The 14,218-nt window shown below is 38.9% G+C and carries 9 protein-coding genes; all 9 read left to right on the top strand.

Going from position 1 to position 14,218, the window contains the following annotated elements; translation table 11 throughout:
* Positions 1 to 82 precede the first annotated feature (82 nt).
* The 9 genes from ACHRWY_RS23890 to ACHRWY_RS23850 all read left to right on the top strand — a co-directional run bounded on the left by ACHRWY_RS23890 (position 83) and on the right by ACHRWY_RS23850 (position 14,099).
* Positions 83 to 547, top strand: a complete 465-nt coding sequence (locus tag ACHRWY_RS23890; protein ID WP_395357902.1) for a hypothetical protein — start codon at positions 83 to 85, stop codon at positions 545 to 547.
* Positions 548 to 562: 15 nt separating this feature from the next.
* Complete coding sequence (locus ACHRWY_RS23885; RefSeq protein WP_395357901.1) at positions 563 to 1,033, top strand: phage holin family protein; 471 nt, start codon at positions 563 to 565, stop codon at positions 1,031 to 1,033.
* A gap of 690 nt (positions 1,034 to 1,723) precedes the next feature.
* Positions 1,724 to 2,263 carry a phage tail protein gene (locus ACHRWY_RS23880; protein WP_395357900.1) on the top strand — a complete coding sequence of 180 codons (540 nt, stop codon included), beginning with the start codon at positions 1,724 to 1,726 and terminating at the stop codon, positions 2,261 to 2,263.
* A 47-nt stretch (positions 2,264 to 2,310) separates the two neighbouring features.
* Positions 2,311 to 2,850 carry a phage tail protein gene (locus tag ACHRWY_RS23875; protein ID WP_395357899.1) on the top strand — a complete coding sequence of 180 codons (540 nt, stop codon included), beginning with the start codon at positions 2,311 to 2,313 and terminating at the stop codon, positions 2,848 to 2,850.
* Positions 2,851 to 2,865: 15 nt separating this feature from the next.
* On the top strand, positions 2,866 to 3,405 hold the full coding sequence (locus ACHRWY_RS23870) for a phage tail protein (protein WP_395357898.1): 540 nt from the start codon (positions 2,866 to 2,868) through the stop codon (positions 3,403 to 3,405).
* Positions 3,406 to 3,471: 66 nt separating this feature from the next.
* Positions 3,472 to 4,602, top strand: coding sequence for a hypothetical protein (locus tag ACHRWY_RS23865; RefSeq protein WP_395357897.1), 1,131 nt, complete (start codon positions 3,472 to 3,474; stop codon positions 4,600 to 4,602).
* The gene (locus ACHRWY_RS23860; RefSeq protein WP_395357896.1) at positions 4,599 to 5,537 is read left to right on the top strand and encodes a formyltransferase family protein; all 939 of its coding nucleotides are present in this window, start codon (positions 4,599 to 4,601) and stop codon (positions 5,535 to 5,537) included. The genes ACHRWY_RS23865 and ACHRWY_RS23860 overlap by 4 nt, the downstream gene beginning before the upstream one ends.
* Before the next feature lie 16 nt (positions 5,538 to 5,553).
* Positions 5,554 to 13,206, top strand: a complete 7,653-nt coding sequence (locus ACHRWY_RS23855; RefSeq protein ID WP_395357895.1) for a T9SS type A sorting domain-containing protein — start codon at positions 5,554 to 5,556, stop codon at positions 13,204 to 13,206.
* 53 nt (positions 13,207 to 13,259) lie between these two features.
* A complete protein-coding gene (locus ACHRWY_RS23850) occupies positions 13,260 to 14,099 on the top strand; it encodes a hypothetical protein (RefSeq protein WP_395357894.1) in 840 nt (279 codons plus the stop codon).
* Positions 14,100 to 14,218 lie beyond the last annotated feature (119 nt).

Genomic DNA, 14,218 nt, shown 5'->3' with positions numbered 1-14,218 from the left:
AATACAATATCTTAATCCTTTGGGGCATAAATACCCCAAAGGATTTCCTACCTAAAAACCATTAAACTTAAAAAGACTATACATGAAAATTGTAAAATTTATTTTTACAGCTATTGCATTGCTGTGGCTTTTATTTACAATCCTGACCATGATACCCATAGCAGCTTTGCTGACACTAACGCTCTTTATTTCCAAAAAACATTATACAGAATGGATCCTTTTTTTATTTGCATCAATATGTTCATTAGGCATTTACCCGATTTGCTTTATATATGCCGCTATAAAATGGAAAGGCTTTTTGAGCTATTTAAGAAAACTAAGCCTAAGCATCGATATTAGCGGAAATATGGTTGCAGGAGCATTATTAAACGACAATTTTATTATAGCTTCCTCAACCAATAAATTTGGTGTTGTTCAGGAAACCATAAGCGACAATTTAGGAGAAAATGAAAGAGACAATACACTATCTGTTTTTGGGAAAAGATTTACCAACTTACTCGGAGTAATTGATTTTGACCATGCCCAAAAATCCATAGTAGAAGATTAATACAAATAAAAAACGATGATGCATAAAATTTCAGAATATTCAAACGAGATAAAATTATTGCTTTATGGAATTTTTATTTACTTAGAAATGGATATAGAAATTGTTAAAGTGTTGTTTTACCTCATGGTAATGGATACTTTTTTAGGCATTATCAAAACCATAGTATTAAGTAATACCTTTAGCTTTAAAAAATTAGCTTTGGGTTTCGTATCCAAGTTAGCTGTACTGTTAATTCCAACCGCACTCGCATTAATGAGTAAAGGACTCAACTACAATTTTAAATGGTTTGTAACCATAGTAATGGACCTGCTTATTGTGAGTGATGGCATTTCAATCATTAGTAATATCATTGCCATCAAGACAAAAAAAGAAGTAGAAAATTTCGACGCAATGACATTAATACTCAAATCAATAAGAAACAGATTAATACTTTTGTTTAAAAGACTCCTAATTACAATCGACCCCAAATACCATATAGAAAAATAAACCCCTATTTTAATACAATAACTCTTTTTATAATTAAAAGAGATACGGAATTCACCTTCAGGGATTACAAAGCAAAAGAGATAGTACAGAAAAGGCCATATGTCGATTTCTGTACTATCTCTGTTTTATTTACAGCTGTCTGAATTGAAAAAAAAGTAAGATCAGGAACTTCATTTACAATAATTAAACTCAAGACGGATCACAATTCGAAATTCCTGAACATCAAACGGATTTCACAATTCAATTTGATTTAGAAAATAGTTTTTTATAGCAACCGATGAGGTAGAAAGAGGATTCATAAGAGTGATACAACCAATACCCATCGCTTTCTGAATCTATAAAATAAAATATAACCAAAAACAAAAATCAGCATTTTCAAACAAGCTAATGCCCTGCATTAAAAAAAGCAATTTCATGACAAGAAAAACCCGTTCTGTGACATATTTCTTCCAGTCAATACTTTAACTCTTTACATTTAAATCCTGAAGTAAGCGCTAGTATTTATAATCACAAAAAGAATAATTTATGCGCTTTCAAAAACAGGTATAAACACCTGTTTTTAAAACACTTATATAAAGTAATTTAGCTTAGTAGTAAAAACATCTCATGATCAATTACAATACTTAACCATTACTGTAATATGACTGTTGCTATAACACCATTAAGTTAACTATTTAAATCAATATAATTATGGAAGGAACAATTGGAGAAATACGTCTAATGGCTGGAAGTTATGCACCTGTCAATTGGGCATTTTGTAATGGTCAGATACTTGCGGTACAAAGCAACACACCATTGTTTGCTATTATAGGTACCACATATGGCGGAAATGGCTCTACTACATTTGCGCTGCCCAATTTGGGCGGTCGTACAGTTATTGGAAGTGGTCAGGGAGTAGGCTTATCAGATTATGATTTAGGTCAGACATCCGGAACAAATGGGATAACACTAACAAGTTTAGAACTCCCTTCGCACACACATGTCTCTTCGGCTTCGATTTCAATTCCCGCTTATTCAGATTCAGGTGATCTTGATACGCCCGCTGGAAACACTCTTGCCGCTAAACCCAATATGTACAGTTCAGCACCAGGTGAAGATGATATGAAACCTACTCCATTCGGTGTAACTGTTGGGCCAATTGGCTCGGGGCAGCCAATCAATATAACTCAACCCACATTGGGCATGAATTACATGATCTGTTTAGTTGGAAATTTTCCTCCCCGCTCATAAACGAACAAACTCAAAAACTATAATTTAAATCTAAAAATATATTAATTATGGAAGGAAATTTAGGAGAAATCCGATTATTTGCCGGAAACTTCCCACCAGCAAATTGGGCTTATTGCGATGGGTCTTCACAAAGTATTGCTAACTATGACGCTCTTTTTGTCATAATAGGTACCACATACGGCGGAGATGGTGTATCAACATTTAATCTTCCTGATCTTCGTGGCCGGGTTCCGGTTGGTGTTGGTCAGGGCATAGGCCTTCCTAATGTTGAACTGGGTCAGATAGGCGGAACAGAAACAACTACCATGACCATAAATCAAATGCCCACACATAGTCATATTGGAACTGGGTCAGTTGCAATAGCTACCGTTAATGCACCAGGAAATACAGGATCACCAACAGGAAATGTTTTAGCCGGTTTAACAAAAGCTTATACCGCAATAGCAGGCGACAATACGCTAAAACCCGCTACGGCAACGGTTACTCTTACAAATACAGGCAACACTACTCCTTTCAGCATTATACAACCTTATCTTTCTACAAATTACATTATTTGTATGCAGGGTATTTTTCCAACTAGAAACTAACTAAAAACAATAATTATGGAAGGAATAATCTCAGAAATTCGATTATTTGCTGGAAATTTTGCACCTAGATACTGGGCAATTTGTGCAGGCCAAACACTTAATATTAGCACTAACCAGGCATTATTCAGTCTTTTAGGGACTACATACGGAGGTAACGGAATTCAAACCTTTCAATTGCCTGATTTTAGAGGACGAATTGCAGCGGGAACAGGTCCTGCGCAAGGAAATACTCAATTTCCATTAGGTGGCATAGCAGGTACAAATACTGTAACAGCAACTCTTGCAAATCTGCCATTGCATACACATGCAGCTCAGGGTTCATTGACATTAAAGGCGTTTGCAGATACAGGAGATACAGGGTCTGCATCAGATGCCAGTCTGGCCTCTTTACCTAATCTTTATTCTACAGCTACATCAGATAGTGCTTTAAAGCCAGTAACAGCTGTAATAACAATAGGACAAACCGGAAATAACCAGCCCATGTCAATTCAACAGCCTTATTTGGGCCTGAATTATATAATATGCCTTCAGGGACTTTTCCCTTCAAGAAACTAACATGAATTACCCATTAGAGTTTCTAATGGGTTGTTTTGTTTTTTAAAATTATCTATTCAATTGCTTATGAAAATAGCTTTACTCCTGCCCCGATCTGTCATTTACCCTTCGATGTCTTTTGACATAATGGATGGATTTAAATCTGCCCTGAAAAAAACAAGCCACGACGAAAAACATGAAATTGTAACTGCCAGTATAGGAGTTGGCGGTAACAATAAGGAAATTTATACTTGTTCTGAACAATTACTCTTAAATGGTACAGATATTATAATTGCTTATATAAACCCTGTTACTGCTGAATTTATACAACCGCTTTTTGAAAGTTCGGGTAAATTACTGATTGTATTAGACAGCGGTTACCACTTTCAAAATTTTGAAAAAAAATTATCTAACGTTTATTTCATTTCATTAGAAGGTAATTTATGTTCACGGGCTATAGTTCGTAAAGCTATCGAAGAAGGTCAAAATAATTTTGTTTTTACCTGCTCTTTTTATGATGCAGGATATCGCCCACCCTACACCTATTCGACTGCTGCGGAAGACAGAGGAGCCACTATTAGTTATAACCACATTACTCCTTTGAAACGTTCAGAATTAAACTTAAGTCCATTAGATCAATATATTGAACAGCATAAGGATGTCTCCATATTTACCTCATTTTGCGGAGACATGGCAGAAGATTTCTTTAGAGAATCATCAAAATTAAAAAATATTGCTTCTTCCAACACATACGGAAGTGGCTTTACAGCTGAAGAATTATGGCTTAATAAAATACCATATCCAGGATACAACTGGAGCTGTGCAGTTGCATGGTCTTCAGTTACTGACAATAAGGAAAATGAAGACTTTATAGCTACAATGAAAAATATTAAAGAGCAGAAAGCGAATCTCTTTTCTCTTTTAGGATGGGAAGCTGCTTTGTTTATTACAAATTCAGATGGCCAGTCATTAGATAATATTGCTATTGACTCTCCGAGAGGAAAAGTATACATGAATCCAAACACTGGATTTTCCGAAGCACCACTGTATTACGCTACTGTAACCAAAAATGAAAAAACAGGCAATTGCCTCTTAGAAAATATAACTGAAGTTTCGGGCTTGGAGGAAGAACGTGAACGCTTACAATATCATATTCTGGCTGTTCAAGATATACCTTCAAATTCCTGGATTAATTCTTATGCCTGCCTGGAATCATGAGTACTATACGAGACATAGTGATTTTATGTAATAACAGAATGGCTTTTCCGGCTATACAAACTTTACATAGCCTTGGAAGGCTACATTCTATTGGAGTACCTGTAGAAAATGAAGATGTAAAAGCCTTTTGTGCTGTTTTTGCTTCAGATACAGGAATTAATTTAATAATAATTGAAAAATCGAAACTAAAATTTCAGCTTCAGGAAATCACGGCAATTAAGGATCTGAAATTCATTTTTACAATGACTTTTCCATGGAAAATCCCTGAAGAACTGATCAGGCAACATCCTAATTTGTTTTATAATTTCCACTATGGTCTGTTGCCGGAAATGCGTGGAGCAGATCCTGTTTTTCAATCGATCAAAAAACAAAAAAATGAAACTGGAATTTCTGTTCACGCTATCGAAAAAGAAATTGATAAGGGAAAAATAATCCTGCGAAAAACGCTTCCGCTGCATACAGATTTTACACATGGAATGTTATGCACCCATTTATCATACCTCGCTTCTTATATTTTGCCAGAAGTCTTAACGCTTCTGCATCGTAATGATGAGGGTATGCATCAGGATGAAACAGTAGCGGAATACTATAAAAAACCCACGATTGCTGATGTCAGCATTCAATGGGAACATCAGGATTCAAAATCAATTCAGGCTCTAGTGAATGCCTGTAATCCCTGGAATAAAGGAGCTTACACGCATTGGAACGGTTTAAATGTACGAATAGTAGAAGTCTCACAAACGGATACACTAAGTGCAGATCAGCATGCTCCCGGAACTATTTTAGAAATAAATGAAAACAAGGGATTAATCATACAATGTTATAATAACACCCAATTGCGTATCAACACAGTTTATACGGATGAAGGGTTTATGAGTGGGCATAAATTGCTCGCTTTTGGTATCAAAAACGGTGAACAATTTGCCACTTTATAATTTAACTATCTTAATTATGGAACATTTTTACTCTCAAATCAAAAAATTTTTAAATATCGCCTTGTTTTTGGGGATATTTTTACAAAGCTACATTGGGAATTCTCAGACTCTGGCAAACGGTGACCTTATTTTTACCGGCTACGATTCTAATTTCTCACAAACCGATGGCGGTGATGTATTTTCGTTTGTACTTCTTACCCCAATACCTGCAGGTACTGTAATTAATTTTACAGACAGAGGCTATTTTGAAACCTTAACCTGGCAAGCAGTCAGCGGCACAGAAGGATCCATTTCATGGACTAGTGGAACTGCTATTCCGGCAGGAACAGAGGTCATGATAAAAGGTCTGACTGCTTCGACTTATAACGTGGCTACTGGTGCTACACCAACAAATGGTACCGTAGTTATTACCGAAGGAACTATGACAAATGGACTAAATTTATCTTTTACGGGAGATCAGGTTATCGCTTTTCAAGGTGGTGCAGGCTCTGTTACCGGAAGCGGAGTTACCCTTATTAGTGGATTACATTATTTTCATTGTGCTACTGCACCGGGAACTTCTCAGGCAACCTGGGATCCTGATGCCTGTGCCAACGGAACAAATGGCTCTATCAGGCCTCCGGCTCTAATTGCAGGTACAAGTGCATTTTATACAGGAGGTTCTACTCCCAGCGCTGCAAAGTTCAATCTAAGCAGTACTGATCCTATTACTACTATAGCAGAAATTAGAACCGCAGTCATGAATCCGGCAAACTGGACACTTTCTGCTATTTCAATTACCATGCCATCAGCTGCTCCTTTTTTAGGAACACCTCCAACAATAACAGCAAACCCACCTAACAGAACGCTTTGTATTGGCGGTACCACTACTTTTCCAATTACGGCAACGAATGCCACTGGTTATCAATGGCAGCAAAATGCAGGAAGCGGTTTCGTAAACCTTTCTAATACGGCACCTTATTCCGGCGTAACTTCGGCAACTTTAACCATAACAGGAGTAACGGCAGCTATGAGCGGTTACACCTATAGATGTATTGCAAGCGGAACTGGCACAGCTACTTCTAATCCGGCAACATTAACCGTTCCTAATACGATCGTTACTACAACTGCACAAAGCAATGTTACCTGCAATGGCGGAAACAACGGTTCAGCCACCGTATCAGCTTCAGGAGGTTTTGTTCCATATACCTATTCATGGTCATCTTCTGCAGGAACAGCAGCAACTGCAACAAATCTTACTGCAGGAACTTATACAGTTACGGCTACAGATAATATTGGATGTCCTACAACCCATACTGTAACAATAACAGAACCTACATTAGCAGCTTCATCGCCATCAATAACGACCCAGCCTGCTTCTTATTCAGCTTGTACAGGATCAACTGCTTCATTTACAGTTGCTGCAACAAATACTGCAACTTATCAATGGCAGGTAGACAGCGGCTCTGGATACACCAATATTACCAATGGAGGAGCTAGTCCTAATTACTCCGGATCTAATACTGCAAACCTTAGCATAAGTTCTATTACTTCTGGAATGAATGGCTATTCTTACCGAGTTGTACTTACAAGTTCATGCTCCAATACAATTGCATCGAATGGTTTGGCACAATTAAATGTAACTTCTTTACCAGTAGCTACAGCAACACCTGCTTCTGCATCAATTTGTAGCGGAACTTCTCCAAATATTGCTTTAACATCAACACCAGGTGGTGCTACATTCTCCTGGACAGTTTTGACAACAAGTGGTACAGTTACTGGTGCTTCTGCTAGTTCGGGAACTTCTATCAATCAGACTCTTAGTGGCAATGGTATTGTTACTTACACCGTAACACCCAGCCTTAATAGTTGTCCTGGTACACCGATTACCGTAGTCATTACGGTTAATCCTCTTCCCGCTATAACAGCACAACCTTCAGCTTCTACCATCTGTGCAGGAGCCAATACCACTTTTTCTGTAAGTGCTTCAAATGCTACTGGCTATCAATGGCAGGTAGATCAGGGTGCTGGTTTTTCTAATATTTCAAATGGAGCACCTTATTCAGGAGCCACTACAGCTACACTTACTATAACAGGAGCCACTGCTGGACTTAACGGATATGTTTACAGAGCTGTCGCTACAGGTACATGTATACCAAATGCAGTTTCAAACGCTGCAGCACTTACTATTAATTCTGCACCGGGTATTACAGCACAACCTTCTGCCAGTACAATCTGTGCAGGAGCGAATACTACCTTTTCTGCTACAGCTTCTGGTGCTACCGGATATCAATGGCAAGTAGATCAGGGTGCTGGTTTTTCTAATATTGCAAATGGAGCTCCTTACTCTGGAGCAACTACTGCAACACTTACTATAACAGGAGCAACTACGGGACTAAACGGATATATATACAGAGTTGTCGCTACAGGTACATGTACACCTGATGCTGTTTCAAACGCTGCAGCTCTTACCATAAATTCTGCACCAGCCATTACGACACAACCTAGTAATAGTATTACCTGTTTAGGTACAAATGCTACTTTTACCGTTGCTGCTTCCAATGCTACCGGATATCAATGGCAGGTAAATCAAGGTGCTGGTTTCTTTAATATTCCAAATATCGCTCCTTATTCCGGAGCAACTACAGCAACACTGACCATAACAGGTGTTACTGCCGGTATGAATGGATATGTATACCGGGTTGTAACGACAGGCTTATGTACACCTGCAGCTACATCTTCAGCAAGAACATTAACAATACCTATTATTATTGCAGGCGCATCACAAACTAATATTGCTTGTAATGGTACTGCAACTGGTATTGCAACCGTTAGCCCAACCGGAGGAACAGCTCCTTATAGCTTTCTCTGGTCTAACAATGCGACTACTGCTTCTATAAGCGGCCTTACAGCGGGAACTTATAGTGTAACGATTAAAGATAATAACCAATGCGAAAAAATACAAAATTTCACAATAACTGAACCACCCGTATTAGTGGCATCTCAGGGAGCAATAAATAATGTAAGCTGTTATGGCGGTTCAAACGGAAGTGCTACAGTAAATGTTACGGGAGGAACAGGTATAGGCAGTTACACTTATTCATGGGCTCCAACAGGAGGTTCTGCCGCTACAGCGAGTGGACTAGCTGAAGGAACTTATACCGTTACCGTTACTGATGGAAACTCATGTACGGCTACACAAACTTTTTCTATAACTCAGCCAGATGCATTTTCTATAGTAACATCACAAACTAATATTTTATGTAATGGGGCCGCAACCGGAGCTGCAAGTGTAACAGTTACCGGAGGAACAGGAGCATATACGTACTTATGGTCACCTGTTGGTGGTACCGCTGCTTCGGCTACAGGCCTAACAGCGGGAACTTATACGGTAACCATTACAGATGTCAATACTTGTCAGACTAGTCAAACATTCACCATAACAGAACCTTCAGCATTAGTGGCTACAGCAGGAGCAACTACTAATATAAATTGCTACGGAAACGCTACCGGTGCTGCTACCGTAAATGTAACGGGAGGAACTGGTACTTACAGTTATTCCTGGTCACCCTCTGGAGGAACTGGCGCCACAGCTTCAGGACTAACCGCTGGAAATTATACGGTAACAGTCACAGATGAAAATTCATGTACAACAACACAACCATTTACAATTACTCAGCCAGCTAATGCTCTTACTGCTACTGCAGGATCTCAAACGAATGTTTCATGCAATGGAGGATCTAATGGGTCTGCCACTGTAAATGTTACAGGAGGAACGGGTGCACGTACTTATTCATGGGCTCCTTCAGGAGGAACAGGGGCTACAGTTTCTGGCCTTGCAGCAGGAACTTATACGGTAACTGTGACTGATGCTAATTTATGTCAGACTACGCAAGCCTTTACAATTACGCAACCTGCTGTTTTAGTAGCCACTGCAGGATCTCAGACAAATGTTTCTTGTAATGGAGGCTCTAATGGATCTGCAACAGTAAATGTTACAGGCGGAACTGGTACTTATACTTATGTATGGGCACCTACTGGAGGAAATAGTGCTACTGCATCTGGATTAACGTCAGGTACTTATACCGTTACTGTTAAAGATGCTAATTTATGTCAGACTACACAAAGCTTTACTATTACACAGCCTGCTGTTTTAGCAGCAACTCAATCACAAACAAATGTGTTTTGTAATGGCAGTGCAACTGGTACTGCAACCGTTAGTGTAACAGGCGGAACACCTAATTATTCTTATGCATGGTCTCCTTCTGGAGGAAATCAGGCTACTGCTACAGGATTAACAGCAGGAGTTTACAACTGTTTAATTACAGATAGTAACGGATGTATACTAAATAAAACATTTTTTATAACAGAGCCTTCAGCCTTAAGTGCAACAGAAAGTCAGATCAATGCAACTTGTTCTACAAGTGGCCAGGCAGAAGTAACCGTAACTGGCGGCACAACACCATATACTTATTCATGGACACCACCAGGACCTACTACAGCAGTTGCAACCGGACTGGCAGCAGGAAGTCATACTGTTTTAATTACAGATGGTAATGGATGTACTTTAACAAAAACTTTTACCATTGGCACTACAAATACATTAACAGCTGTTCAATCTCAAACTAATGTTTTTTGCAATGGATCAAACACAGGTTCTGCAACAGTAGTTCCGTCAGGAGCTCCGGGACCTTTTACTTATGTATGGGCTCCAGCTGGTGGTTCAGCTGCAACGGCAAGTAATCTTACCGCCGGAAATTATTCTGTAACTATTAGCTCTGGTAATGGATGCTCTATTGTAAAGAACTTTACGATTATTGAACCTACTGCCTTAGCTGTAACTCCAACACAAACAAACATTTCATGTAATGGCGGTGCTACAGGATTAGCTTCTGTAAGCGTTAGTGGCGGAACTGGTGCTTATTCCTATTTATGGGCTCCAACCGGTGGTTCAGCAGCGACAGCTTCAGGGCTTAGTGCCGGAACTTATACAGTCACCATAAAAGATGCGAACTTATGCCAGACAACGCAAAGTTTCACGATTACAGAACCTGCTGCAATTGTAGCAACGACAACTCAGACAAATGTTTCCTGTAATGGAGGTTCAAACGGATCTGCTACCGTAAATGTAACCGGAGGAACGGGTACTTATACTTATTCATGGTCTCCAACTGGCGGATCTGCAGCTACAGCAAGCGGACTTGCTGCCGGTACTTACACGGTAACTATTACCGATGCAAATTCATGTACTCTAACACAAAGCGTTACTATTACTGAACCTGCAGTTCTTTCTGCAACTGTTTCAAAAACAGATATTTCCTGTAATGGTGCCAATGACGGAACAGCTTCTGTAAATGTAGCTGGCGGAACCGGAACTTATACTTATTTGTGGTCTCCTTCCGGAGGAACTGCTGCTACGGCTTCTGGTCTTGCGCCGGGAACTTACACAGTAACTGTAAAAGATGGTAATTTATGTCAAACTACTGTTAGCGTTACTATTACTGAACCTGCAGTTCTTACTGCAACTGCTTCACAAACTAATGTTTCCTGTAATGGTGCCAATAACGGAGCTGCTACTGTAAATGTAGCTGGCGGAACAGGAGCTTATACATATGCCTGGTCTCCTTCTGGCGGAACTGCAGCCACGGCTTCTGGCCTTGCTCCGGGAACTTATACCGTAACAATAAAAGATGCAAATTCATGCCAGACAACGCAAAGTTTCACGATTACAGAACCTGCTGCAATTGTAGCCACTACAACTCAGACAAATGTTTCCTGTAATGGAGGAACTAACGGATCTGCAACAGTAAATGTAACCGGAGGAACGGGTACTTACAATTACGTATGGTCTCCAACAGGCGGATCTGCTGCTACAGCAAGCGGACTTGCTGCCGGTACTTACACGGTAACTATTACCGATGCAAATTCATGTACTCTAACACAAAGCGTTACTATTACTGAACCTGCAGTTCTTTCTGCAACTACTATAAAAACAGATGTTTCCTGTAATGGTGCGAACAACGGAACCGCTTCTGTAAGCGTAACTGGCGGAACAGGAGCTTACACGTATGCTTGGTCTCCTTCTGGCGGAACTGCTGCAACCGCAACAGGATTAAGTCCTAATACATACACGGTAACTGTTACAGATGCAAACGGATGTTTTTTAACTCAAACCGTTAACATCATCACAACTCCAGATGTTACTGCACCAGTACCTACGGTTGCAACGCTTCCTGAGATCACGAATTCCTGTTCTGTTTTAGCATCACAAATTGCTATTCCAACTGCAACAGATAATTGTGCGGGTACCCTAAATGGAACTACAACAGATCCTTTAACTTATAATGCCGTAGGAACTTATGTAATTACATGGAAATACGATGACGGACACGGAAACATTACTACACAGGCACAAACCGTAAAAGTAACGGCCTCTCCGCTTAATCTGGTAACTTTTGCTAACGCTCAGGCTACTTATAACGGAAATGCTCATCCTCTTCAGGTGGCTAATCTTCCAACTGGGGCAAGTGTAGTTTATTCTGCAAATAATTCGTCAACAAATGCAGGAACTTATAGCGTAACAGCAACGATAACACGATCTGCAAGTACACCAAATTGTTCCGGAATTGTTCTTACAGCAAATCTTGTTATTGCAAAAGCTGCACAACAAATTACATTTAATGCTATTCCGGTTAAAACACTTGGAGTAAACAATACTTTCAATTTAACAGGGGTTTCAAGTTCTGGTCTTCCTGTAGATTACACCTTTACCTATGTTGCTGCTTTAGCTCCTGCTTCAGTTTCAACTACTGGTGTGGTAAATATGTTAACATCAGGTAGTGTAATCATCACGGCCCATCAGGCTGGAAATGGCAATTATCTTCCTGCGACAGATGTTTCTCAATTGTTAGTCATCTTAAACAACAACATTGATGTTAAGAGAATTACGTTAGGAACTAAAGTTTTTGATAACCCTGGTAAAACCATTTACCATTTATTATCATGCGGAGATACGAATCCAAATGTTACGATCCTAAACGAATCAAATGCGACAATTACACCAGCTGCGAACTTTACAATTCAAACGCCTAAACCTGGAATTTACAACCAGAATGTAACGATTACATCACAAGATGGAACTGCATCTGCAGTCTATTCTATTACAGTTGAAAAACCTTTTGGTTTCTTTGATATAGTACATCAAAAATTCAACAATGTATTGCTTGTGAATAATAATCCACAAACAAATGGCGGATATGAATTTGTAGCGTACCAATGGTTTAAAAATGGTCAGTTAATAGGAACTGGTCAATACTACTCTGCCGGAGATAATATTGGCGCAAATTTAGATCCTACTGCAGATTACAGTGTAAAAATGACCACTAAAGATGGAAAGGTATTACAAACTTGTACTTCAAAAATTACATTTACCAAAAAACCTGAGGCAAAACTTTATCCTAATCCAATTGAAACCGGAAAAGTTATCACTGTTGAAGCGGACTTCCCTGAGGAAGAATTGCAAAATATGCAAATAAGCCTTTACTCTGCAACAGGCCAGTTAATTAAAGTAGTACAATCATCTTCAGTGAAAACTGAAATACAATTACCACCAACAGCAGAAAGTAGTATGTATCTGGTAGTTCTTGAAACTCCTAATGTCAAAAAATCTTTCAAAGTAATTGTAAAATAAATTAAATCCTGCCGGTACCAGATCAAAATGGTACTGGCATAATATAACTTAAGATGAAAAAATATACAACATCACTCGCTATAATTACTGCACTTTTAGCTGCATGTTTTAACAGTTTTGGTCAGGATAAAAAACACGAATTTTCTATTTATGCAGGAGGCCCGTTTTCCTTTATAAAATCGACTTCGGCAGGAGAAACCGTACCCGGGAATGGCATCAATGCAGGAATTCGTTACTCCTATTATTTAAGTGAAGGTCTTAGTCTTGGAATTGGCGTAGAATATCAAACCTACAACTCTGATTTGAAATATAGTTATACTGCGGGGCAATACAATAGTGTTGACGGTGAAAACGAAGCTTTTCAGTTCAGGTACAAGGCCACAAATTTAAGAGAAGAACAAAAATTAGGATACATTAATGTTCCAATAGGCATTCAGTTTGAAACTCCCGGTACCACAAAATTATATGTTGCTGCCGGAGCAAAAGTAGGCTTTCCTTCAAGTGGAACTTATGAATCGACTATAGGAAACCTTACTACAAGTGGTTATTATCCACAATACAATGTAGAATTGTTTAATCCTGCATTTGCCGGTTTTGCAAATACAAATAATGTACAAACACCTAAACAGGACCTTGATACTAAAACTTCGTATTCCGCAACTTTCGAAACAGGTCTAAAACAGCAAATTGGAAGTAAAAATTCCATTTACATTGGCGTGTATTTAGATTATGGATTAAATAACATTTATGATAAAAGTGAAAATAAAAATTTAGTACAATACAATCCAGAACAGCCGGTACAATTTAAATACAATAGTGTATTTGATTCAGGCCTGGCAAGAGATATGAGATTGGTTTCTTATGGTCTAAAATTAAGAATTGCAATGCGTTAACGTCAAAAAATCAAAATATATAATCGTAACGTTTGTAAAAGCCTGAAAACAATAGTTTTCAGGCTTTTTTATGCCAAAAATTTAAGCGAATCCATAGTATTTTACGGAGCGGAATTTGA

The sequence above is a fragment of the Flavobacterium sp. FlaQc-48 genome (genome assembly GCF_044007335.1).
Lineage (GTDB): Bacteria > Bacteroidota > Bacteroidia > Flavobacteriales > Flavobacteriaceae > Flavobacterium.
The sequence above is the reverse complement of the archived record's forward strand: the minus strand, read 5'-3'. Positions and strand labels throughout refer to the sequence as shown.